20 protein-coding genes are annotated in these 21,816 nt (G+C 71.5%); 10 read left to right on the top strand and 10 right to left on the bottom strand.

Annotation, left to right across the window (positions count from 1 at the left end; translation table 11 throughout):
- Nucleotides 1–29: 29 nt before the first annotated feature.
- The 4 genes from ACGFIO_RS22960 to ACGFIO_RS22945 form a co-directional block, all read right to left on the bottom strand.
- Entirely contained in the window at nt 30–1,094 is a 1,065-nt protein-coding gene (locus tag ACGFIO_RS22960) for an amidoligase family protein (RefSeq protein WP_392828391.1), read from the bottom strand.
- Entirely contained in the window at nt 1,091–1,753 is a 663-nt protein-coding gene (locus ACGFIO_RS22955; protein WP_392828389.1) for a hypothetical protein, read from the bottom strand. The genes ACGFIO_RS22960 and ACGFIO_RS22955 overlap by 4 nt, the downstream gene beginning before the upstream one ends.
- Complete coding sequence (locus ACGFIO_RS22950) at nt 1,750–2,268, bottom strand: SigE family RNA polymerase sigma factor (RefSeq protein ID WP_392828387.1); 519 nt, start codon at nt 2,266–2,268, stop codon at nt 1,750–1,752. Before ACGFIO_RS22950 ends, ACGFIO_RS22955 begins: the two co-directional genes overlap by 4 nt.
- Before the next feature lie 92 nt (nt 2,269–2,360).
- Complete coding sequence (locus ACGFIO_RS22945; protein ID WP_392828385.1) at nt 2,361–3,386, bottom strand: LacI family DNA-binding transcriptional regulator; 1,026 nt, start codon at nt 3,384–3,386, stop codon at nt 2,361–2,363.
- A 161-nt stretch (nt 3,387–3,547) separates the two neighbouring features.
- On the opposite strand from ACGFIO_RS22945, the gene ACGFIO_RS22940 reads away from it, so the two are divergent.
- From ACGFIO_RS22940 to ACGFIO_RS22905, 8 genes are all read left to right on the top strand, one after another.
- The gene (locus ACGFIO_RS22940) at nt 3,548–4,714 is read left to right on the top strand and encodes an amino acid ABC transporter substrate-binding protein (RefSeq protein ID WP_392828520.1); all 1,167 of its coding nucleotides are present in this window, start codon (nt 3,548–3,550) and stop codon (nt 4,712–4,714) included.
- Between the two features lie 7 nt (nt 4,715–4,721).
- Nucleotides 4,722–5,606: a branched-chain amino acid ABC transporter permease gene (locus ACGFIO_RS22935; RefSeq protein WP_392828383.1), complete on the top strand. Its 885-nt coding sequence runs from the start codon at nt 4,722–4,724 to the stop codon at nt 5,604–5,606.
- Nucleotides 5,590–6,621, top strand: coding sequence for a branched-chain amino acid ABC transporter permease (locus ACGFIO_RS22930; RefSeq protein WP_392828381.1), 1,032 nt, complete (start codon nt 5,590–5,592; stop codon nt 6,619–6,621). Before ACGFIO_RS22935 ends, ACGFIO_RS22930 begins: the two co-directional genes overlap by 17 nt.
- A complete protein-coding gene (locus ACGFIO_RS22925; RefSeq protein WP_392828379.1) occupies nt 6,618–7,346 on the top strand; it encodes an ABC transporter ATP-binding protein in 729 nt (242 codons plus the stop codon). Before ACGFIO_RS22930 ends, ACGFIO_RS22925 begins: the two co-directional genes overlap by 4 nt.
- A complete protein-coding gene (locus ACGFIO_RS22920; RefSeq protein ID WP_392828377.1) occupies nt 7,339–8,085 on the top strand; it encodes an ABC transporter ATP-binding protein in 747 nt (248 codons plus the stop codon). The genes ACGFIO_RS22925 and ACGFIO_RS22920 overlap by 8 nt, the downstream gene beginning before the upstream one ends.
- Nucleotides 8,082–8,996, top strand: a complete 915-nt coding sequence (locus ACGFIO_RS22915) for a LamG-like jellyroll fold domain-containing protein (RefSeq protein WP_392828375.1) — start codon at nt 8,082–8,084, stop codon at nt 8,994–8,996. The genes ACGFIO_RS22920 and ACGFIO_RS22915 overlap by 4 nt, the downstream gene beginning before the upstream one ends.
- Nucleotides 8,997–9,016: 20 nt before the next feature.
- Nucleotides 9,017–11,062, top strand: a complete 2,046-nt coding sequence (locus ACGFIO_RS22910; RefSeq protein WP_392828373.1) for a PQQ-dependent sugar dehydrogenase — start codon at nt 9,017–9,019, stop codon at nt 11,060–11,062.
- Between the two features lie 62 nt (nt 11,063–11,124).
- A complete protein-coding gene (locus ACGFIO_RS22905) occupies nt 11,125–11,631 on the top strand; it encodes a DUF402 domain-containing protein (RefSeq protein ID WP_392828518.1) in 507 nt (168 codons plus the stop codon).
- Here ACGFIO_RS22905 and ACGFIO_RS22900 read toward each other — a convergent pair.
- From ACGFIO_RS22900 to ACGFIO_RS22885, 4 genes are read right to left on the bottom strand one after another with little or no spacing between them, the layout of a single operon-like run.
- Nucleotides 11,601–14,801: an FtsK/SpoIIIE domain-containing protein gene (locus ACGFIO_RS22900; RefSeq protein WP_392828371.1), complete on the bottom strand. Its 3,201-nt coding sequence runs from the start codon at nt 14,799–14,801 to the stop codon at nt 11,601–11,603. The genes ACGFIO_RS22905 and ACGFIO_RS22900 overlap by 31 nt on opposite strands.
- Nucleotides 14,798–15,952: a VWA domain-containing protein gene (locus ACGFIO_RS22895; RefSeq protein WP_392828369.1), complete on the bottom strand. Its 1,155-nt coding sequence runs from the start codon at nt 15,950–15,952 to the stop codon at nt 14,798–14,800. The genes ACGFIO_RS22900 and ACGFIO_RS22895 overlap by 4 nt, the downstream gene beginning before the upstream one ends.
- Nucleotides 15,949–16,887 (bottom strand): AAA family ATPase, encoded by a 939-nt coding sequence (locus ACGFIO_RS22890; protein WP_392828368.1) that lies wholly within the window; start codon nt 16,885–16,887, stop codon nt 15,949–15,951. The genes ACGFIO_RS22895 and ACGFIO_RS22890 overlap by 4 nt, the downstream gene beginning before the upstream one ends.
- Complete coding sequence (locus ACGFIO_RS22885) at nt 16,888–17,829, bottom strand: effector-associated domain EAD1-containing protein (RefSeq protein WP_392828517.1); 942 nt, start codon at nt 17,827–17,829, stop codon at nt 16,888–16,890.
- Nucleotides 17,830–17,869: 40 nt separating this feature from the next.
- On the opposite strand from ACGFIO_RS22885, the gene ACGFIO_RS22880 reads away from it, so the two are divergent.
- A complete protein-coding gene (locus ACGFIO_RS22880; protein WP_392828366.1) occupies nt 17,870–18,811 on the top strand; it encodes a trypsin-like peptidase domain-containing protein in 942 nt (313 codons plus the stop codon).
- Here ACGFIO_RS22880 and ACGFIO_RS22875 read toward each other — a convergent pair.
- The gene (locus ACGFIO_RS22875; RefSeq protein WP_392828364.1) at nt 18,789–19,679 is read right to left on the bottom strand and encodes a hypothetical protein; all 891 of its coding nucleotides are present in this window, start codon (nt 19,677–19,679) and stop codon (nt 18,789–18,791) included. The two genes, ACGFIO_RS22880 and ACGFIO_RS22875, sit on opposite strands and share 23 nt — an antisense overlap.
- Nucleotides 19,680–19,877: 198 nt before the next feature.
- On the opposite strand from ACGFIO_RS22875, the gene ACGFIO_RS22870 reads away from it, so the two are divergent.
- Nucleotides 19,878–20,711 carry a helix-turn-helix domain-containing protein gene (locus tag ACGFIO_RS22870; protein WP_392828516.1) on the top strand — a complete coding sequence of 278 codons (834 nt, stop codon included), beginning with the start codon at nt 19,878–19,880 and terminating at the stop codon, nt 20,709–20,711.
- Here ACGFIO_RS22870 and ACGFIO_RS22865 read toward each other — a convergent pair.
- The gene (locus ACGFIO_RS22865) at nt 20,708–21,736 is read right to left on the bottom strand and encodes a hypothetical protein (protein WP_392828363.1); all 1,029 of its coding nucleotides are present in this window, start codon (nt 21,734–21,736) and stop codon (nt 20,708–20,710) included. The two genes, ACGFIO_RS22870 and ACGFIO_RS22865, sit on opposite strands and share 4 nt — an antisense overlap.
- Nucleotides 21,737–21,816 lie beyond the last annotated feature (80 nt).

The raw sequence follows: 21,816 nt of genomic DNA, 5'->3' as shown, positions 1-21,816 counted from the left end.
AGCAGAGGCCGAGCAGCCGAGGAAAAGGCCTAACGGTCGCCCAGGGTGCTCGCCGCCAGGTGGAGCAGGGACTCGGCCGCCGCGGCCGGGTCGCCCGGCGGGTAGGGGAACGGCGCGTCGGTCGCGCAACGGTCGAGCAGGAGTTCGACCAGCCCGGCGCGGGCCAGGATCTCGTCGGCGGTGATCGCGCCGGGCAGGATGCGGACCTCGACCGTGTCGCGCCGCGGGGTGTCGGTGAGCACCTGGGTCAGGTTGACGTCGAAGTATTTGCTCAGCTCGCCCTCGTCGGCCGCCCGGCGCAGCGCGGCGATCGTCGGCTCGTCGCCGTCGGCCACCTTGACCAGGGGGTCGGGCAGGGGCGCGAGGCGCCGGCAGTTCGGGTTGGTCTGCAGCACGGTACGCAGCGGATCTCGCCAGTGCGCGAACAGCCGCACCAGGTTGGCCAGGGCCCGGGGCCCGCGGAACGGCCCCCCGTCGACGTGCAGGTGCACCGCCGCCTCTTGCGGCACCGTGAAGCCCATCTCGCGCGCCGGTCCCAGCAGTTCCTCCAGCGCGGCGTGGTGACCGGTGGTCAGCGGGGGCGTGATGATCTCGCACGGGCGTTCCCGTTCGCCGCCCTGGGGTGCGGCCAGCGCGATCGTCACGTCCCGTTCGTCGTCCAGCACGACGATGCCGTCGTGCCGGCTGACCGTGGTGTGCCACAGCTCGGCGGCGGCGTCCAGGGCCGTGTCGACGGTGACGCCGGGGTCGGTGTGCAGGGCGATCAGCCGCAGGATGCGTGGGTCGTCGGTGAGGATGCGGAACCAGCCGGGGGCGGGCGGTACGCGCGGGTCGACGTCGGCCAGCAGCGTGACGTCGTCGACCAGCGTGCACAGCGGGCTGCCGTCGGCCCGGCGGACCTCGAAGCCCTGGGTCAGGTGGCGGAACCGGCCGACCTCGGGCACCAGCGACGGCTCGCTGTCGTGGTGCCACACCGGCCGGACCTGGCCGCCGCATCGCGCGGCCAGGTCCTGCGCGAGGGCGAGCCGGCTGCGGCCGGCGGGTGCCAGCAGCTCGATCTCGAACCCGGTGCGCCGGTGGAGCTCGGGGGTCACGGCTTGATCGGCAGGGTCTCGCCGCTGAGGATCTTCTTGCCGCCGGCCACTTTGGCGTCGTACGTCGAGGGCAGCTTCCACAGCTGGGCCAGCTCGACCGCGTCGTCGACGTCGTAGCCCTTCTCGAAGAAGGCGTTGACCTGTGCCTCCTCCTTGGCGCTCTGCACACCCTCGGTCGACGCCTTCACCGGAAGCTTCCGGCCGGCCAGCAGTTCCTTACCGGCTTTGACCTTGACGTCGTCGATGTCCTTGAGCTTCCAGATCTTGCCCAGCTTCTCGGCTTCCGACACGCCGTACCCGGCCGCGAAGTACTTGTCGCGGGCCTTCTGCTCCTTGTCGGTGAAGGGCGATTCGTCGTCCGCGGGCGGCGCGGGGGCGGACGGCGCGGCGGGCGAGGCACTGACCTGGGGCGCGGCCGGCTGCACGATGGCGGTGCCGCCGCTGGGCGCGGTCTGGCCCGGGATCAGGTTGGGGATCTGGAACGCGCCGACCAGGGCGGCCGCGCCGAGCACGGCGCCACCTGCGGTCTGCGCGATCAGCCGCCGGCGCTTGTAGGCCTTGGCGAGATCTTGTACGCGGGCGTAGACGGCGGCGGGTTCGGGGGCGAGGTGCTCGTGGGCCACCATGGCCTCGCGGAGCTGGTTGTGGTGGTTGGTCACGACTTCTCCTCGACGGGAATTCTCTCGGGCCGTTCCGACGAGAGCCGGAGCGTCTTCAAGGCCCTGGACGCGTTGCTGCGGACGGTGGCGGGCGAGCATCCGAGCAGATCAGCGATCTGGTCGTCGTCGAGTTGCTCGTAGTACCGCAGCACGATCACGGCGCGTTGCTTGCGGCCGAGAACGGCGAGCCGGTTCCACAGCTCGTCGGCCTCGACGACGCGGGTGGCGTGGTCGCCGACGCCACCACGGGCGTCGTCCAGCTCGACCAGGCGTTCACCGACGGCGTGCACGTTGCGGGCCGCCCAGCTGCGTCGCCAGGAGAGGTACTCGTTGAGCACCATGCGCCGGACGTACGCCTCGGGCGATTCCGCCTCGCTGATCCGCTTCCACTTGACCTGCGCTCTGGCCAGGACTTCCTGAACGACGTCCTGGGCCAGGTCGCGATTGCCCGTGAGGACGATCGCGTAGCGCAGCAGGCTGGGCAGCCTGGCCACCGCGAAATTCTCGAAGGTCACGTCCCCTATGACACCTGCCGATCCGATTCTGTGCACTCTTGCGGGGAACTTTCTCTTCAACCTGTGAGGATGTAGCTGAGAGTGGGTGAAGACTAACGCGGCGCCGTCGAGTCGCGCACGATCAGGCGGTGGCCGGTGGGGCGGCGGCGGGGCCGTGCCGCCCGGGGTTTGAGGGCCAGTTCGAGCGCCATCCGGCCCATGTCGGTCATCGGCAGCCGGACCGTGGTCAGGGCCGGGGCCAGGTCGGCGGCCACCGACACGTCGTCGAACCCGACCACCGACATCCGCCCGGGTACGGCGATGCCACGCTCGCGCAGCATCGACAGCACCCCCATGGCCATGGCGTCGTTGAGCGCGATGATCGCGGTGGTGTCCGGGTGGTCCCGCAGGATCAGTTCAGCCGCCTCGCGCCCGCCCTCCCGGATGAAGTCGGTGTGCACCACCGGTATCTGGTCGAGTGACATTCCGTGTTCGCCGAGGGCGGTCGCCACCCCGGCCAGCCGGTCGGCGACGGTGGTCAGCGCGCCGGTTCCGGCCACGACCGCGATCCGGGTGTGTCCCAGCCCGAGCAGGAACGACCCGAGGGCCTTGCCGCCGGCCTCGTTGTCGGGCAGCACCGCGTCGACGCTGAGCGAGTGCCGACCGATCACCGCCACCCGTCCACCGGCCTGCTGGTACGCCCCGAGTTCGGCCTTGGCCTCGGCCTCGAGCCGGGGGTCGCTGTAGCCGGAACCGGCGATGATGATGATCCCGACCCGCTGGGCGATCAGGTGCCGGATCTGGCGCAGCTCGTGGTCGGGGTCGCGGCCGGAGTGGCAGATCTGCACCAGCAGCCCCTGTTGATCGGCGAGCTGGATGACGCCGCCGGCGATCTCCGAGAAGTACGGGTCGTCGACCTGATGGACGACCAGGCCGACCGTGGTGCTGGCTCCGCCGGCCAGGGTGCGGGCGAACGGGTTGGCCACGTATCCCAGTTCGCGGGACACCGAGCGGACCCGGGCCGCTACTTCTTCGCTGACGCCGTCGCGGCCGGCGAGCGCGCGGGACGCGGTGGCCAGCGAGACGCCGGCGCGTTGAGCCACGTCGACGAGCCGCAACCTCGGGCCGGGCTTGGGCATCGTTCACTCCCCGGAAACATCGCTGTACGCCTATTGCCAGTGACGCACCGCACAGCATAGATTGCGAAAGCGCTTTCGTAAGCGCTTTCGTTCCCCGACACGAGGAGCGTCCGAGGATGTCGACGAACTTTCGGCGAGTCGCAGCGGTGGGCGCCACCGCCATACTTCTGATCACCGGCTGCTCTGAGCAAAGCGGTGAGCAAGGCGGAAAAGGGCCCATAAAAATCGGCATCTCGTTGCCGCTGACCGGTGACTTCTCCGAGCCCGGCAAGGGCGTCCAGCAGGGCTACCAGGCCTGGGCCAAGATCGTGAACGACAAGGGTGGCCTGCTCGGCCGGCCGGTCGAGCTGAAGATCCTGGACGACCAGTCCAACGCCGACCGGGTGGTCGCCGACTACGAGCAGCTGATCGGCAAGGATCAGGTCGACCTGGTCGTCGGCCCGTTCTCGACCCGCCTGGTGGTGCCCGCGGCCCGGGTCGCCGAGGAGTACGACATGCTCTTCGTCGAGCCCGCCGGCGCCGCCAAGGAGGTCTTCGCCCAGGGCTTCCAGAACCTCTTCTACGCCGCCCCGGCGGTCGCCAACGACCACTACAACTACCTGGCCGAGGCGATCCTGGCCATGCCGGCCGGCCAGCGGCCCCGGACGGTCGCGGTGGCGTCCATGGACGACCCGTTCGCCCAGGGAACCGCGTACGGGCTGCGCGACAAGCTCAAGGCCGGCGGTCTGTCCATCGTGGCCGACGAGGTCTACCCGCCCAACACCACCGACTTCGGCCAGATCGCGGCCAAGATCGCGGCATCGAAGGCCGACGTGCTGATCGGGGGCTCGCAGTACCAGGACGGCGTCAACCTGATCGTGGCCCTGCGGCAGCTGCGGTATCAGCCCAAGCTGGCCGCGTTCTCGACCGCGCCGACCGAGCCGGAGTTCGCCAAGGCCATCGGCGACAAGACCGAGGGCGTGCTCTCACCGACCGGCTACAGCCAGGATGCCCCGTACCCGAGCAACTCCGAATTCGTCGAGAAGTACAAGGCGCAGTTCGGCCAGGATCCAGAGGAGGACCAGGCCAACGCGTACACCACGGGTCAGGTGGTCGAGGCGGCGGTGAAGGCCGCCGGCTGCGCCGAGCAGGGCGAGTGCCAGAAGAAGCTGGTCGACTTCGTCCGCAAGAACAAGATCGAGACCGTGGTCGGCCCGCTCACCTGGGACGCCACCGGCAAACCGCAGGGCGCCCACATGATCCAGCAGTGGCGCGGCGGCGAGATCAAGATCGTACTGCCGGAGAACCTGAAGGAAGCCGACCTGCTCTACCCCAAGCCGGCCTGGTGACCGGGCGATGACCGGCGCGTTTCTGCTGCAGAGCGTTGTCCTCGGCCTGCTCCTGGGCGGCCTTTACGCGCTGCTCGCCGCGGGCCTGACGCTGTACTTCGGGATCATGCGGGTGGTGATGATCGCGCACTCGGCGTTCCTCATCCTCGCCGCCTACCTGGCCTGGTGGACGCACACCCGGCTGGGCGTCGACCCGCTGCTGTCGATGGTGGTGACCGTGCCGCTGTTCTTCGCGGCCGGCATGGGCCTGCAACGGGGCCTGCTCTCGCGGCTGCGCCCGGCGACGCTGACCATGATGTCGGTGCTGCTGACCTTCGCGATCGCGGTGCTCATCGAGGGGCTGCTGGGCTACGCGTTCACCGGCACCCAGCGGCGGATCCAGCTCGGTTACGGCTCGGCCAGCATCGGGATGTTCGGCGCGCGGATCGCGGTGGTCAAGCTGATCGCGTTCGGCCTGGCCGTGGTCGCGCTGGGCGGGCTCTGGCTGCTGATGAAGCGTACGCGGTTCGGCTGGGCGCTGCGGGCCACCATCCAACATCAGGACGCCGCGCGGCTGGTCGGCATCGACACCCACAAGGTCGCCGGGTACGGGTTCGGGCTGGGCCTGGCCACCGCGGCGGTCGGCGGCACCGCGCTGGCGCTGGACACCACCATCTACCCGTCGCTGCACTGGCACTGGATCGGGCCGCTGATGGCCATCATCGTGGTCGGCGGTCTGGGCAGCGTGCCCGGCGCGGCGGTGGCGGCGATGATCCTCGGCCTGGCCCAGGGCCTGCTGCAGATCCCGCTCGGCCCGACCTGGGCGCAGACCGTCTTCTACCTGGCGCTGTTCGCCACGCTGGCCTTCCGGCCGCGGGGATTCTTCGGAGGCCGCCTTGCGCAACGTTTCTAGGTGGGGCGGGCTCGGCGCCGCCGTCGTGCTGGCCGCGGCCCTGCTGCTCTTTCCCTCGTTGGCACCGAACCCGTACATCCTCTCGGCCGGCGTCGTCGTCCTCAACTACGCCGTGCTCGCCACCTCGTGGAACTTCGTCGGCGGCCTCACCGGCTACATCTCGCTCGGCCACGGCGCGCTGGCCGGCCTCGGCGGCTACGCCACCGGCCTGCTGGTCACCCGGGCCGGGCTGGGATCGTTCGTCGCGCTGTTCGTCGCGGCCGCGCTGATCGGCCTGCTCGCGGTGCCGCTGGGGATGGCCGCGCTGCGGGTACGCGGAGCCTCCTTCGTCATCGTCTCCATCGCCATCGTGCTGATCCTGCTGCTGGTCTTCCAGAGCTGGGCGTCGTTCACCGGCGGCTCGCACGGCCTGGTCGTCCCGCGACCGTTCCCCGGCCTGTCCCGCCCCGAGCACCACCGCGCGTTCTGGTTCCTCTACGCCGGGCTGCTCGCCCTGGCCCTGCTCGCGTGGTGGCTGGTCGACCGGTCCCGGTTCGGGCTGGGGCTCAAGGCGATCCGGGAGGACGAGGACAAGGCCGAGGCGCTGGGTACGCCGACCTTCGCGTACAAGCTGATCGTCTTTGTCGTCTCGGCGGTGTTCACGGCGCTGGCCGGAGGCCTCTACGCGCTCTGGTTCGGCGACCTCGACCCGGTGTTCCAGTTCTCCATCCTCAGCGGGTCCTACCTGGTGCTGATGGCCCTGCTGGGCGGGGTGCGCAACCTGTTCGGGCCGGTGGTCGGGGCGATAGTGGTCGGCGTCGCGCTGGAGTACTTCAAGGTGTCCTTCGGCGACACGCAGCTGCACCTGGTGGCCACCGGTCTGCTGCTCGGCCTGGTCGTGCTGTTCATGCCCGACGGCGTGCTGCCCGCGATCGGCGCGCTGGTCCGGCGGTTCCGGCCGGACGACTCGGCCACCATCCGCGAGGTGACCGCGGCCGAGCTCCGCGAGCTGAGCAAGGCGGGGGAGTCGCGATGAGCCTGGAGACCGCGGAGCTGCGGAAGGCGTTCGGCGGGGTGACCGCCCTGGACGGCGCGACCGTGAGGTTCCGGCCCGGCCGGGTCAACGCGCTGATCGGGCCGAACGGGTCGGGCAAGACGACGTTCTTCAACTGTGTCACCGGGATGATCCGGCCGGACAGCGGCACGACGACGTACCAGGGCCGGGACATCACCCGGAAAGCGCCGCACACGATCGCCAAGGCCGGGATCGGGCGCACGTTCCAGCTGTGCCGGGTCTTCCCGCGGATGACGGCGCTGGACAACGTGCTCGCCGCGGTCCGGCCCGGCGGGATCGGCCGGGCGCTGCGCGGAGCCCGGCACCCGGCCGAGGTCGACCGGGCCCGGAGCTGGCTGACCCGGCTCGGCATCGAGCACCTGGCCGGCGTCGAGGCCCGGAACCTGTCCTGGGGCCAGCAGAAACTGCTCGAACTGGCCGGGGTGCTGATGGCCGGGCCGCGGACGATCCTGCTCGACGAACCGGCCGGCGGCGTCAACCCGGCGCTGCTCGACCGGATCGGTGCGCTGGTCCGCGAGCTCAACGCCGAGGGCCGCACCTTCGTCATCGTCGAGCACAACATGGACCTGGTGATGAGCATCAGCGACCACATCGTGGTGTTCGACCGGGGGCGCCCGATCGCCGAGGGGCCGCCGTCGGTCATCCGGTCCGACGAGCGTGTGCTGGGGGCGTACCTTGGTGTCTGATCTCTTCGCCCTGGAAAACGTCATCGCGGGATACGGCCGCGCGGCGCCGGTGCTGCGCGGCTTCAGTGTCGGGGTGCCCAAAGGCTCGATCGTGTGCCTCGTGGGGCCGAACGGCGCCGGTAAGTCCACTGTGCTCAAGGTGGCGAGCGGGCTGCTCGCGCCGCGCGAGGGACGCATCCTGGTCAACGGTCGGGATGTCACCGGCCTGGGGCCGCAGAAGATGCTCGCGGCCGGCGTCTCGCTCGTGCTGCAGGGGCACAGCGTGTTCCGCGAGATGACCGTCGAGGAGAACGTGCGCCTGGGCGCGTACACCATCACGGACAAGGCCAAGATCGCCGAGCGCGTGGAGTTCGTCAAGGAGATCTTCCCGGTGGTCGCCGACCGCTGGGGCGCGCCGGCCGGGCTGCTCTCCGGCGGGCAGCAGAAACAGGTCGAGTTCGCCCGGTCGCTGATGGTCGAGCCGTCGGTGGTGCTGCTCGACGAACCGTCCATGGGCCTCGACCCCAAGGCCACCAGCACCGTCTTCGAGCAGGTGGTGCGGATGCGCGACGCCGGCACCGCGGTGCTGCTGGTCGAGCAGAACGCCCGCCGCGCGCTGGAGACGGCCGACCTGGGCTGCGTGCTCGACCTGGGCCGCGTACACATCTCCGGTCCCGCCGCCGAACTCCTGGCCGACCCGCAGCTGGGTGAGCTCTATCTCGGTGGCCGGCCCGCCTCCGGAAGAAAGGTGACCCCATGAACCGAGCCGGACGTGCCCTGGCCGTCGTCGCCGCGGTCCTCGCGGTGGGTGACGCCACGGCACCGGTCAACGCCTCGGCGGCCGGCCCGCCCGGCGTCCATCCCGCCTTGCGCGACGACCTCGTCGCCTACTACGACTTCGACCATCCGGTGCCCGGCGACCCCGCCCTGGAACGGGACCAGGGCCGCAGCGGCACCGAGATCGAGCTGATCAACGGAGGCGTGGCGCAACGCGTGGCCGACCGCGCGTACCCCGGCGGCCGTAAGGTCTTGCGGACCGGCCCGAAGAACGGCGTCAACGACGATTGGAAGGCCGGCATCTGGTCGGCCGGCGGCGTGCGCACGCTGCGCGCGTTCAACGCCACCGCGGGCGCGACCACGATGGGCTGGTTCAAGCGCGACATGGACGGCCCGGCCGCCGGGTTCAACGCGATCGGGCTCACCGGCGTGCTCTCCGGCGACTCCGACGGCCACGCCGTCCGCGCGCTGCTCGAACTGATCGACGTCGACGGCACGCTGCGGCTGGTCGCCCTCGGCCGACGGATCGACGGCGGCGACTCGCAGACCTTCGCCGCCGACGAGGACTGGCGCACCCTGCTGCCCAAGGGCCAGTGGGTGCACCTGGCCGCCACCTTCGACTTCACCAACGGCACCATGGCGCTCTACCGCGACGGAAAGCCGGTGCCCGGCTTCTACACCCGCGACGACGACCCGTGGCTCGTCAACGGCCTGGGCCCGCACGTCACCACGGCCACCGATCCGCGCGGCATCAAGATCGGCGGCAGCTTTCCCTGGCCGGGGTCCGCCGACCGGAACCCGTGCGACTGCCGGATGGACGCGCTCATGTTCCTCAGCCGATCGCTGTCCTCGCGTGAGGTCGCGAACCAGTACCGCTACATGATTCGGGGGTAATCATGCGCCGCTTCGCCGTCATGGCTTCCGCGCTTCTGTTGTCCACATTGGCCGGTGTACCCGCCGCGCACGCCGCGGACGCGCCGGTCTACGACCCGGTGCCGACCGAGCCGGTCACCTCCCGGCTCGGCCTCGTCCTGTCCGAGTACGCCCAGTTCCCGCAGTCGTTCACCAACCCGCCGCTGATCGACCAGCGGCTCAACCGGATCGCCCGGATCAACACGATCATGGAACTGCCCGACGGCTCGGGGCGCCGGGCCGTTCCTGATCTCAACGGCAACCTCTACCTCGTGGACAACGGCACGCCGCACGTCTACCTCGACGTGCAGGCCACCTTCGCGCCCGAGTTCTTCTCCGGACGCGGGCTCGGCCAGGGCTTCGGCTACGTGACGTTCCACCCGGAGTTCCAGCGCAACGGCCTGTTCTACACGATCCACACCACGGCCGTCGCCAACGCCACCCGGACACCCGACTATCAGCAGGCCAACACGATCTACCAGGCCATCATCACCGAGTGGAAGGCCACCGACCCGGCCGCCGACACGTTCTCGGGCACCCATCGTGAGGTGCTGCGGATCGGCTTCGGCGGTCAGATCCACGGCGTACAGGAGATCAATTTCAATCCGTACGCCAGGACGGGCGACGCCGACTACGGCCTGCTCTACCTCGCGGTCGGCGACGGCGGCCAGGGCGTCGGCAACACCGACCCGCAGAACCTGGCCATGCCGCACGGCAAGCTGATCCGGATCGACCCGCGCGGCACCAACGCGCCCAACGGCCGCTACGGCATACCCGTCGACAACCCGTTCGTCGGGCAGCCGGGCCGGCTCGGTGAGATCTACGCCTACGGCTTCCGCGACCCGCACCGGTTCAGCTGGGACAAAGCCACCGGCCGGCTCTACCTGGGCCACATCGGCGAGCACGCCATCGAGTCGATCTACGAGGTGCGGGCCGGGGACAACCTGGGCTGGAGCGACCGCGAGGGGCGGTACCGGTTCGACCGTACGCCGGCGAACCCCTGCGACCGGCTCTACCCGCTGCCGGCCGACGACGCCGGCTACGTCTATCCCGTGGCCGAGTACGACCACAACCCCGCACCCGGCTGGAACTGCACCACGGACGTCGGCGTCGCCGTTGCCGGCGGCTTCGTCTACCGCGGCGACGCCATTCCCGCCCTGCGCGGCAAGTACGTCTTCGGCGACCTGGTCAGCGGCTGGGTCTTCTACACCGAGACGTCCGAGATGAAACGCGGCGCGGCGCCGGCCACCATCCACCGGCTCAACCTGTTCACCGACAGCGGCACGCCGATCAGGATGCAGGACATCTCCGGGCCCGGTTCGGTCGGCGACCCCAACCGGGTCGACCTGCGCTTCGGCACCGACCGCTCCGGCGAGCTCTACATCCTGGCCAAGGCCAACGGCAAGATCTGGAAGGTCACCGGAACCCACACCTTCGCCGCCGCCCCGGCCGGGACGACCAGGGTGGCGGACACCCTGCGGCCGACCAACTGGCGTCCCGTCACCCCGTCGAAGTGGCGGTTCACCGGCCGCGAGGTCATCCTGGCCGAGGCCGGCGCCGAACGGCCCGGTCCGCGCCGGCCGTTCGAATACGCGATCCTCACCGCCGGCCCGGTCATGTCCTCGGTCGAGATCAAGGCCAACGTACGCCTCGACACACCGGTCGAGATCACCAACCGCGACGTGATCATCATCTTCGGCTGGAGGTCGGACACCGAGTTCTACTACGCCCACGTCTCGACCGACAACACGATCTACCCGCACAACGGCATCTTCAAGGTCAACAACGCCGACCGTGAACGCATCGACTACCAGTGGAACGGCCGCAGCCGGGGCGCCAACCCCGCCATCACCGACGACGCCTACCACCAGGTCCGGGTCAAGCACCTGCCGGCCACCGGCGAGATCGCCGTCTACCTGGACGGCGCCAAGGACCCGCTGATGACCGCCCGCGACACCACGTTCACGTCGGGCCGGGCCGGCTTCGGCTCCTTCGACAACGTCGGCCGCACCAACTCCTTCAAGGTCACCGGCACACCGGCCGCGTGATTTCCGCGTACGGGAGGAGCGATGCCGTCGCTCCTCCCGCTACGTTGACCGGTGTGGCGGAGATGCGTTTCACCAAATGGGGTGGCCGGCTGCACTGGCACTACGCGATCGAGCCGCTCGGCACCGACGCGTTCGGCGCCTGGTACGGCACCCGCGCCGGCACCACGATCCAGCGCGGCGACGAGGCCCCACACATCCAGAAGCACGACTTCCTGACCCTGATCCCGGCCGAGGGATGGTACGTGGCCGCCTTCAACGCCGAGGCCGACGAGCGGACCGAGCTCTACATCGACATCAGCACCCCGCCGACCACCACCGGCACCCTGATCGAGGCCGTCGACCTCGACCTCGACGTCATCCGCACGCGTGACGGGCGGTTCATCCTCGACGACGAGGACGAGTTCGAGGAACACCAGATGCTCTACGGCTACCCGGCGCACGTGATCGCCGCCGCCCGGGCCGAGGCCGACCGGCTGATGGCCGAGGTCACGGCCGGCGCCGAGCCGTTCGGTGCGGTGGGCCGGGCCTGGCTCGCCCGCTACGTGCCCGCGGCCGACGGCGGCTCGTAGGCGAACTGCACCGTCCGCAGCGGCGCATAGCGGACGATCAGGCGGCCGACGAGCGGCGGCAGCGGGATCGGGATGACCTCGCCCAGCACCGGGCTGGGTCTCGGCGTGCCGGACAACAGGACCTGGGTCGCGCTGAGCTCGATCAAGGCTCGGGTCGCCTCGTCCCGCATGAGCCGCTCACGATCGGTCATCGCGTGCGCCACCAACAGGTGGAGTCCGACATCCGCGGCCTCCGGCAGGAACGGCAACAGCGGCTGAAGGGTTCCGCCCCGGCCGTCGAGTTCATCGAGGTCGTCGACCAGGACGAAGATCTCCGCACCGGTCCAGTCGCTCCGGCCGCGGAAGGCCTCGGCGTCCGGGTTCGGCGTGGGCAGGCGGCCCCGCAGAACCTCGGCCACCTCGGCGATCAGCCGCCGGGACTCGGCGGCCGAGCCCGTCCGGGGACGCATGATCATCCCGTCCCGCCGGTCGGCCGGATCGTCCCGCAGGTCGGACAGCGCCCCCTCGGGGTCGAGGACCACCAGCCGGGCGCCGCCGTCGCGTGCGTAGCGACGCAGGATCGAGGTGGCGAGCAGCCGCAGCAACGCGGTCTTGCCCGAGCTACGGCCGCCCACGACCAGCAGTCCGGTTCCGTTGGTGAAGTCGATCTCCGCCGGGATGCTGGTCAGTAACTCCCGGCCGACCACGTAACTGAGCGGGTCGCTCGGGCGGACCTCGGCCAGCTCCGCCGGCTGCAGGAGGCCCGGCGGCGGCGGTGGGGACGGCCGGAGGCCCGACCAGTACCGGTCCGCGAGCTGTGCGATCTCGCGGGCGTCCGAGCCCGGGGTCCGATCGTCGGCGGGAAGCGTCGGCAGCAGCGGTTCCACGTCGGTGAGGTCGACGCGGGTGCCGAGCTCGGTGACGACCATGCCGGCCTCGGTGGTGATCAGGTGGATCTGCCGGTCGGGACGGAACCGGAGCAACTCGGCGGTCAACGGACGCAGATCAGGGAAGAAGCGGAGGAGGGTGCCCAGACCGTCGATGATCACGAAGGTCGGCCGGTTGAGGGCCGGCTGCTTGAGGAGCGAGCCGATCGCGACCGGCTGGCCCAGCACCAGCCGGAGGATGGCGAAGAGATGGTAGATCCGGCCGGCCTGGGTGAGGTTGGCGGCGACGAAGACGTGCGGCAGGTCGGCCAGGCGCATCAGACCGCCGCTGTCCAGGGCCAGCAGGGCGATATCGGCCTCGTCGGGCGTACGGGTCAGCGCGAGCCCGCACGCGAGGGTCTCCAGGGCGGTCGTTCGGCGGCTGGGCGACGGGCCGCCGACGACCACGGGCTGATCGACCCGCACCCACGGGCCGGCACTCGAGGGAGTGACCGGCAGCGAGGACGTCCGCTCCAGGTCCGGCCGGAGCACCTGGAAGCCGCGCTCCGGCGTGGGCCCGGCCGGCCCCAGCTCGTCGCCCAGAGTGGCCGACCTGGTCTCTCCGTCCACGAAGAAGCGGGGCACGGGCGGATCCAGGGCGGCCAGCCGGCGCACGGTCGCGACGAGCTCGGTGTCCTGCTGGTCGGGGAAGGCCACCTCGTGCAGGATGCCGGTCCATCGGGTGAGCTCGGCCGGCCGCCGCGCCGACACGTAGGCCACCCGGAAGGGAATCGGCCGTGTCCCGCCCGACCGGAAGAAGGCCTGCCCCGGCACCCTGGGCAGATGCGCCGCGCCCGCCGTTCCGAGAATGGCGATCGAGTCGGCCTCGCTCTCGGTCCGCAGGGCGATCCGGACGGTGGAATGGTCGCCCAGCCCCAGCAGCCGTCCGTCACCGGCGCGCTGGTTGGTCAGCACCAGATGCATCCCGGCGTACGCACCGGCCTCGGCGATCGCCAGCAGCACCTCGCGGGCGTGCGGGTCGGCGGCGATGATCTCGGTGAAGTCGTCGGCCACGACGATCAGCGACGGCAACGCGCTGCTGCCCCGGGCCGCCTGGAAGGACCGGTGCGTCGGATGGCCGGCGACCCGCAGCACCGCCAGCCGGCGGTCCAGCTCCCCGGCCAGCGGACTCAGCAGGTATCGCCCGCGCCGGGCCGGGTGCGCGTCCGCCAGCAGGTTCGTCATCATCGCGGCGGTGTGCGGCAGATCCTCGAACTCGGCGAAGGGGGCCGGGCCGAGGAGCGTCACGAACGCGAACTGGACCTCGTCCGGCCGGTGCGTGATGGCGAGCGCGAGCACCACCGTACGCAACAGTTCGCTCTTCCCGCTTCCGGTCGCGCCGATGATCAGGGCGTGTGGCCCGGCCCCGCCGTCGGAACGCGGTTTGAGGTCGAGCTCGAGCGCCCCGCCGTCGTCGGCCCGGCCGATCGGGACCCGCAGGTGGCGCCACGGGCGGGTGCGCGGGTCCCGCTGTCGCAGCCCCTCGACGTCGTCGCTGCCCAGTGGCGCCGGACTCAGCAACGGGACGAGCGGGATGTACCGGTCCTGGGCCGAGGTGGCCAGCGACGGCACCCGGGGCGGGGGGATCACGGCCGTGACGTGCTGGATCATGCGGCCGGCGGCGGCCGCCTCCGGGCCCGGCACCATGGCGATCGTCTGCAGGCGGCGCACCAGGGAGAGCACGTCGGCGCCGGGGAGCAGGGCCAGCTCGCCCAGCCGCCGCACGTCGGTGGTGCCCAGGGCGGCGCGGACGTCGGCGGCCAGGGTGGGTGGGCGGTGGTCCAGGAGCGTACGCATGGCCACGTACCACTCGCGGGCCAAAGGGCCGGCGGCGCTGGTGGCGGCGGCCCGGTCGAGCCACGTGGCCGCCCGGTCGGGGTGCACGATGCTCAAGGCGGTGAGGCGCTGGGCGTAGTCGAGTTCGCGTAACGGCCAGGGGTCGGCTCGGTTGGTGTACTGCTCCAGGAGGACCGCGACCTTGGTCAGACGCCCGGGACCGTAGGCCGCGACCAGGGCCGACAACAGGCGGTCGCGCAGGGCCGGTTCGACCTCGTAGAGGCCGTCGCCCAGCTCCTGGAACAGCGGGGAGGTCAGCAGCGCGGCCTCGGCGTCGTGGGGGAGGACCTCGGGCGGGTCCTGGAAGAAGTTGATCCGGAGCAGGTGCAGGAAACCGGGGTCGAGGGCCACCGGCACGGCGGCGTGGCAGGCCAGCTCGACCGCGCCGGGCGGCAACGACAGGCGGGCCTCGTGCAGGGCCGTGGTCATGCGGGGCGCTCCGTGGGACGCGGGCGGCCCCGCAGGACGTCCACCGCCCGATACATGCCCTCGGTGGTCAAGGGGAACATCGGCACGTGGCGCCGGATCTGGGCCGCCGTGGTGCCGGGCCAGCGCGACGGTGGGGCGGGATTGAGCCAGGCGACCGCGTGGCCGGCCCCGTGCAGGGCCTTGACCAGGGCGATCGAGGTCAAAAGGCGGCCGGTGTGGAAGGTGCCCCGGGCGGCGCCGGCGTCGCTGATGATGGCCGTCGCCGTGCCGGGGACGAGGGCCGATTCGAGGGGGGCCGGTTCGGTCAGGGCCGGGTCGGCGTAGAGCCGGCCGCCGGTCAGGGGGCGGATCTGGGCCAGCACCGGGTCGAGCTCGGGGGTGAACGGGTCCGGCAGTTCGGCCAGCAGGGAGTCGGGGGCGCGGCCGGGGAGGTTGCGGAAGTACGCCACCCGGATCGCGTCCAGCCGCCCGGCGTTGCGGATCTCGTCGAGCAGGTGGTCGATGAAGGCGTGGTAGGGGGTCATCGAGCCCTGCCGGTCCACCATCAACAGCAAGCGGGCGGTGTTGCGGCGGGGTGGGAGCAGCACGGGGCCGGTGGCGACGCCGGTGCGGGCGTAGCGGTCGACGGTGGCGTCGATGTCCAGTTCGGACGGTGGACCGGTGCGGACCGGGCGCCGTAACCGGCGCCAGGTCTGGGCGATCTCCCGGGCGGTCAAGGGGTGCTGGGCGTTCACCACCAGCGTCGGATCCCACTCGCCGGTGGGCGGCGGCGGCCCGGTCACGCCGGGGAACGGCCGCACGGCCGGGGCGGGGGACGGCGGGGGCTCGGCCGCCGGGGGAACGACGGGTTCCGTGGGGCCGGCGGGTTCCACGTCTGGCATCGGGGACGGGGCCGCGGGAGGCTCGGCGGGCGCGGAGGCGTACCAGAACGGGGTTTCCGAAGCCGCGAAGGCCGCGACGATCATCTCGCGCTCGGCCACCGACGAGGCCCAGAGCGCGACACACAGGTCGCGTAACTCGTCCGACGAGCCCAGCCCGAACCCGGCCGCGAGGGCCGACCGCAAGGTCGCGTAGTCGTCCACGCCGATCGGCAGACCGCGGCGGCGCAGGCGCACCACCAGGTCGTGGATGAAGGCGGGCGACGCGGTCACGACCGGCCGAGTCGATCCAGCGCGCGCTGCTGGTCGCCGCGTTGCTTGAGCAGCGCCTCGGGATAGGGCAGCGCCGCCACCTCGTCCGGTGGCGTGCCGACCGCCTGCAGGAAGCCGGCCCAGTCGAGCAGCTCGCTGAGGCCGGGCTTCTTGGCCAGGTCGAGCGCACGCAACCGGTCGATCATCTCGATCACCGCGGTCCGCAGCTCCGGCCGGTCCACCCCGTGCATGGTCAGGATGTCGTCCAGGTCGGCGTGCGCGGCCGGGAACTCGACGTAGTGGAAGATGCAGCGCCGCAGGAAGGCGCCGGGCAGCGCCTTCTCCTCGTTGTTGGTGACCACGATGATCGGCCGCAGGTCGGGACGGTCGGCGGGCACCGCGTGACCGGCGCCGGGCACCTCGTCGAAGGCGAACGCGAGAGCGTCCAGCTCGTGCAGCAGATCGTTGGGGAAGTCCAGGTCGGCCTTGTCGACCTCGTCGATCAGGAGCACCGAGCGCCGGCCGTGCTGCGCGCGGGCGATCACCCGGCCGAGCGGCCCCAGCCGGATGTAGTCGCGGGCGTCGCCGACCCGGCCCCGGAGCTGGACGTCGTGCAGACGGCGGACCGCGTCGTAGGTGTAGAGCAGGTCCCGGCCGCGGCTGGTCGACTTGATCGGCGCGATCTCCAAGGGCAGATTCAGCGCGTACGCGACGGCGTGCGCCAGCCGCGTCTTGCCGACGCCCGGGTCGCCTTGCAGCAGCAACGGCCGGCCCAGCCCGACGGCGAGGTTGACCGCCGCCTGCAGGCGCTCGCTCGCGCGGTAGGGCTCCCGGGCCACCGTATGGGCCGACGGCTGCGCGACGTCGCTCGCGGCGTCCTCGATCTCGCGGGCCGGCGGCTGCTCGGCGGACGCGTCGTACCAGGTCGACGTGTCGACACGGTGGCGGGTCGGCATCTAGGTCAACTCCTCCAGCCGGCGCCGGAACGCCGCTTGTCGGTGCCGGACGTCGCGAATGGACCGGTCCATCACCTCGAACATCCGCCGGGTGTCGATCGGTTCGCCGCCGCAGTCGAGAATGATCTGGGAGCTCCACGGCCCGGCCAGGCGTGGGTCCCAGCCCAGCCGGCCGACCATCTGCTCGGTCCAGTCGGCCACGTCGGACGGGTGGATGCTCGGCGCGGCCAGCGAGGTCACGCCGTCGGGGACGGCCGAGGCGCCGACGAAGATGGGTACCAGCAGGTGCCGCTGGACGCCGACCTGCTGCCGAACGCCCGTCCAGAACGCGGCCGTCACCGAGGCGGGCACCCCGGCGGCCAGGACGGGCAGGACGACGTTGACGGTGTCCAGGTCGGGCAGGTAGGACAGCACCTGTTTGACCCGTGCGTCGACCGAGCCGAGGTCGGGCCGCAGGGCCAGGAGCTCCTTGGGCTCGACCGCGCCGAGCAGGTGCGGGAGCCAGTCGCACAGCTTCTTGACCACGATCATCTCGGTGTCGGGCAGCCCGAGCGCGAGCAGGCCGCCGGTCGCGCCGCGGCGGGCCTCGCGGATCCGGTGGCGCACCTCGCGCAGGTCGAAGTACTTGCTGTCGAGCAGCCGCTGGTCGGGCGGCGGCAGGGGTTCCGGCGCCGAGCGGGACCGGCCGCCGGCCCAGACCCGCAGCGCCGGGTTGTCGCCGCGGTCATCGAGCACGGCGTCGATCAGCTGGTCGAGCCACGCCTCGGACTGGGCCGCCTGGAGCAGGCGCAACACCACGGTCCGCATGCCCGCCTCGCCGACGTAGTCGCCGAGCCGGCGGTCGAGGGAGAAGAAGAACAGCTGTTCGAGGTCGTCGCGCTCGGGGTAGGCGTCCAGCAGCGCCTCGGATAGGCCGCGCAACTGTTCGCCGGTGAGCGTGATGGTTCCGTCCCTCCACTCTGGTGCTGACTATAGTGGCCGGGTGCTCGACGGGCGTACGGCGAAACGGCTGAGTGAGGCCCTGATCGAGGCGTTCTCGCCGCAGCGGCTGGACGAGATGCTCTATTACCGGCTGTCCCGCGACCGGGCCCGGATCACCATGGCCGGCAACTACGAGTCCATCGTGTACGACCTGATCCGCGCCGCCGCCAGCGAGGGCTGGATCGATCACCTGGTGGTGGCCGCCCGGCAGTCCCGTCCGGGGCATCCCGGCCTGCGCGCGGTGGCGGCGGGGCTCGAGCTGGCCGCGGCCGAACCGGACGGTCTGGAGAGCATCCTCAGCGACCGGATGCCCGACCTGCACCCGGCCCGCTGGCGGACCCGGCTGGGTGAACTGGAGGGTCAGGTCGGCCGGCTGGAACGCGGCGACCGTCCGCTCGGCACCGGCTTCCTGATCGCCCCCGACCGCTGCCTGACCTGCTATCACGTGATCCGGCAGGGTGATCTGGAGGAGGTCCGGCTGCGGCTCGACTACCGGGCCGACGCGACCGGGCTGACGATCTTCCAGGGGACAACGGTGGGGGTGGCGGGGGTCGCCGCCGCCGATCCCGATCGGGACCTCGCGGTGCTGGCGCTGGCGACCGCGGCCGGCGAGGAGTCGCTCGGCGGCGTGGGGGAGCCGTCGGCCGCCATGCGCGGCTGGGTCGAGGTGAAACCGGCTCGGGTCGCCGCGGGCGATCAGCTGGTCGTGCTGCAGCACCTGCTCGGCGGGCCCGTCCAGATGCGCTTCGGGCAGGTCGCGGCGGTCGAGGAGGGGCTGATCAGGCACACCGCCGACACCGACGCGGGCTCGTCCGGGTCGCCGTGCTTCACGTTGGACTGGACGCTGGCCGGGATCCACCAGGGCGGCGAGCCGGTGCACGAGTCGTGGAAGCGGCCCACCTACAACCGGGCGATTCCGGTCAGCAGCGTTCCACCGGGCTGAGCCGCCGGACCTCGGCTCCGGGCAGGGTGGCGACCTCGCCGTCGTCGGCCCGGCGGACCCGCAGGGATCCGTCGGCGGTCGCCGCCAGCAGCGTCCCGCACACCGTCGCGTCGTCCCGCATGGTGGCCCGGACCAGTGGCGCCGGCGGCCGGGCGGCGGGCAGGAACCAGGTCAGGGTGGCCGCCACGACCAGCGCGCCCAGTGCCACCCCGGCCGCAGTGGCCGCGCCGCGCAGGCGCCGCGCGATGACCGAGGGTTGTTCGCGCCGGCGGGCGTGCCACTCCAGCAGGGCGGCGTCGTCGGGGGCGGAGGTTCGGCGCGGCCAGCCGTACGCCGCCCGGTAGGCCAGCACGATCGCCCGCCCGGCCGCGACCACCGCCACCGCGACCACGGCCGCCACCGCGAACCGGCCGCCCAGGGCCAGCTTGCGCATCGGTTCCGCGGCCAGCCCGACCCCGCCGACGGTGAGGACGCCGAGTAGCGCGGTGACCCCGGCGATCCACTTCTCCGCCGCGGCCCGCAGCCGGCCCTCCTGCTCGGTGCCGGCCACCCGCCAGGCCTCGGCCGCCTCGTCCAGCCGTGCGTCCGGCGACGGGGCCAGCCGCGCCCGGCCGCTCGCCTCGACCTCGGCCCGCGCGTTCCAGCGCCGCCCGCAGCCCGCTGTGCAGGCGATCGACACGGTCCGGCCGGCCGGAGCGGGTGCGCCGGCGTCCAGCGTCTCCAGGCCGTCCAGGGTCGCCGACACGGCCGCGGTGACGTCCCGCCCGCAGGCCGGGCACGGGCCGGTCAGCCGCAGGGTGCCGCCCACCCGCTGCCCTGACCAGCGCCGGAGCTGCTCGGCGGTGGGTTGGTACACCAAGTCCGACATCGTTGTCCCTCCGGCCGGTGCAATTTGCACGTTGGAGCGGTCTATGCTTGCGCCGATCTTTGAATCACCTGATCGAGGGAAGAGGCGTGACGGACGTAGTGCGAGGTGGATCCACGGTGGACAGGCACTCCACGGCGGATCCGAGCGTGCTCTGACGTGGCCGGCACACAGCAGAACGGCGGGCCCACCGTCCGGCGCATGCAGCTGGGCGCCCGTCTGCGCAGCCTACGGCAGGCCAAGGGCATCACCCGCGATCAGGCCGGGTGGGCCATCCGGGGTTCCGAGTCCAAGATCAGCCGGATGGAGCTGGGCCGGGTCGCGTTCAAGGAGCGCGATGTCACCGACCTGCTGCGGCTCTACGGCATCGAGGACGAGAGCGAGCACGCCCGGCTGCTGGCCCTGGCCCGCGAGGCGAACACCCCCGGCTGGTGGCACGCGTACGGCGACGTGCTCACCACCTGGTTCCAGAACTACCTCGACCTCGAGCAGGCGGCCGAGCTGATCCGCACGTACGAGATCCAGTTCGTGCCGGGACTGCTGCAGACCGACGCGTACGCCCGGGCCGTCATCATGCTCGGCCACGGCAGCAAGGCGCAGGCCGAGATCGCCCGGCGCGCCGAGTTCCGGATGGCCCGCAAACAGCTGCTGACTCGGCCCGACCCGCCGCGCGTGTGGGCGGTGCTGGACGAGGCGGTGCTGCGCCGCCCGATCGGCGGGGTGGCCGTGCTCCGCGAGCAGATCGAGTACCTGCTCGAGGTCAGCAAGCTCCGCAACGTACGCCTGCAGGTCATGCCCTTCCGCTCGGGGGGCCACGCGGCAGCCGGCGGTGCATTCTCCATCCTGCGTTTCGGCCACTCGGACGTGCCCGACGTGGTGTATATCGAGCACCTCACGAGTGGCCTCTACCTGGACAAACGCGAGGACGTGGACCAGTACGCCGAGGCCATGGGCCGGCTGTCGATCGAGGCGGAGCCTCCGCAGCGCACTCCGGAGATACTCCGCCAGATCCTCGACGGGTTGCGCGACGACTAGTCCTCGACGCGGGGGGCGACCTTGTCCAGGCGGGCCAGTTCCTTGGCCTCGGTGCGGTACGGGTTGTAGGAGTAGGTGCGGGACACCGCGACCGGGATCGTGAAGTACTCGGTGACCAGCTTGGCCGGGTCGGACGCGAGCTCGCCGCGGCCGGGCACGTCGTTGCCGTCGTCCCAGCCCCACGGCGCGTTGGCCGAGTTGGTGCCGCAGCCGTATGTGCCCTGGCCGCAGCCGCCGCTGGTGTCACCGGCGAAGGTGCCCAGCGACGCGAACAGGTTCGCGTTGTTGCGCTGCGCCCACAGCCCGCCGCCGGCGAAGATGTCGACCAGCTTGTACTGCACGTCCCGGTCGTCGCCGGTGGAGGGTGTCTCGGCCACGGTCGACGGGTAGTAGACGATGCCGTCGCCGTTGATGTTGTACTGCGGGTACGCCTTCAGCCCGTGCCCCTTGGCCTCCTGTGCGGTGACCGGGTGCTGGAACGAGTCGTGCGGCGACGACTGCAGCTGCAGGGTGCCGTCGACCGACTCGCGCCCGCTGGTCCAGGTGCTGCCCGAGGGCGTGTACGAGTAGAAGTCGCTGTGCGCCACCGTCACGGCCGAGCGCAGCACCCCGTAGTCGGTGCCGTCGCGCTCGATCGACAGCAGCAGTCCCTCGCCGTCGTTCTCGTGCTCGTTCTCGAAGAACGGGTGGTCCACCCAGTCCCGCGGGTGGAAGAAGAAGTAGGTGATGTACCAGTGGCTGCCGGTCTCGACGACCGAGTAGTAGGCGGTGGCGGCCAGTGAGCCGGAGCCGGCCCGGTCCCAGTTGTTGCGGCCGTTCAGGTCGCCGTCGAAGTCGTACGCGGCGATGTAGTCGGACTTGCCGCCCAGGGCGTGGTCCCCGGTGGCGTCCACGTCCTGGTAGTGGATCGGTGCCCAGCGCAACGCCAGCTGTTCCCGGCTGACCGCCGCGTGTGCCGGCGCGGCCAGCCCCACTCCGGCCAGCACCCCGGCGACGATCAGGGCGATCCTGCTGCGACCTCGCATCTGCAACCCCAAGGTTCCCGAAGAAATAGACGTAGGTGAATCTAAGCGCGTCGGGTGGCCGAAAAGCTACCGCCAAGTAC

This window comes from Actinoplanes sp. NPDC049265 (assembly GCF_043197135.1).
Lineage (GTDB): Bacteria > Actinomycetota > Actinomycetes > Mycobacteriales > Micromonosporaceae > Actinoplanes.
This window is presented reverse-complemented; position numbering and strand designations above follow the sequence as displayed.

What these genes read in the sequence shown, in the direction of transcription:
- ACGFIO_RS22945 (WP_392828385.1), bottom strand. Translation starts at nt 3,386, where the DNA reads ATGCCCAAGCCCGGCCCGAGGTTGCGGCTCGTCGACGTGGCTCAACGC.
- ACGFIO_RS22935 (WP_392828383.1), top strand. Translation starts at nt 4,722, where the DNA reads ATGACCGGCGCGTTTCTGCTGCAGAGCGTTGTCCTCGGCCTGCTCCTG.
- ACGFIO_RS22925 (WP_392828379.1), top strand. Translation starts at nt 6,618, where the DNA reads ATGAGCCTGGAGACCGCGGAGCTGCGGAAGGCGTTCGGCGGGGTGACC.
- ACGFIO_RS22915 (WP_392828375.1), top strand. Translation starts at nt 8,082, where the DNA reads ATGAACCGAGCCGGACGTGCCCTGGCCGTCGTCGCCGCGGTCCTCGCG.
- ACGFIO_RS22910 (WP_392828373.1), top strand. Translation starts at nt 9,017, where the DNA reads ATGGCTTCCGCGCTTCTGTTGTCCACATTGGCCGGTGTACCCGCCGCG.
- ACGFIO_RS22905 (WP_392828518.1), top strand. Translation starts at nt 11,125, where the DNA reads ATGCGTTTCACCAAATGGGGTGGCCGGCTGCACTGGCACTACGCGATC.
- ACGFIO_RS22900 (WP_392828371.1), bottom strand. Translation starts at nt 14,801, where the DNA reads ATGACCACGGCCCTGCACGAGGCCCGCCTGTCGTTGCCGCCCGGCGCG.
- ACGFIO_RS22890 (WP_392828368.1), bottom strand. Translation starts at nt 16,887, where the DNA reads ATGCCGACCCGCCACCGTGTCGACACGTCGACCTGGTACGACGCGTCC.
- ACGFIO_RS22875 (WP_392828364.1), bottom strand. Translation starts at nt 19,679, where the DNA reads ATGTCGGACTTGGTGTACCAACCCACCGCCGAGCAGCTCCGGCGCTGG.
- ACGFIO_RS22870 (WP_392828516.1), top strand. Translation starts at nt 19,878, where the DNA reads ATGCAGCTGGGCGCCCGTCTGCGCAGCCTACGGCAGGCCAAGGGCATC.
- ACGFIO_RS22865 (WP_392828363.1), bottom strand. Translation starts at nt 21,736, where the DNA reads ATGCGAGGTCGCAGCAGGATCGCCCTGATCGTCGCCGGGGTGCTGGCC.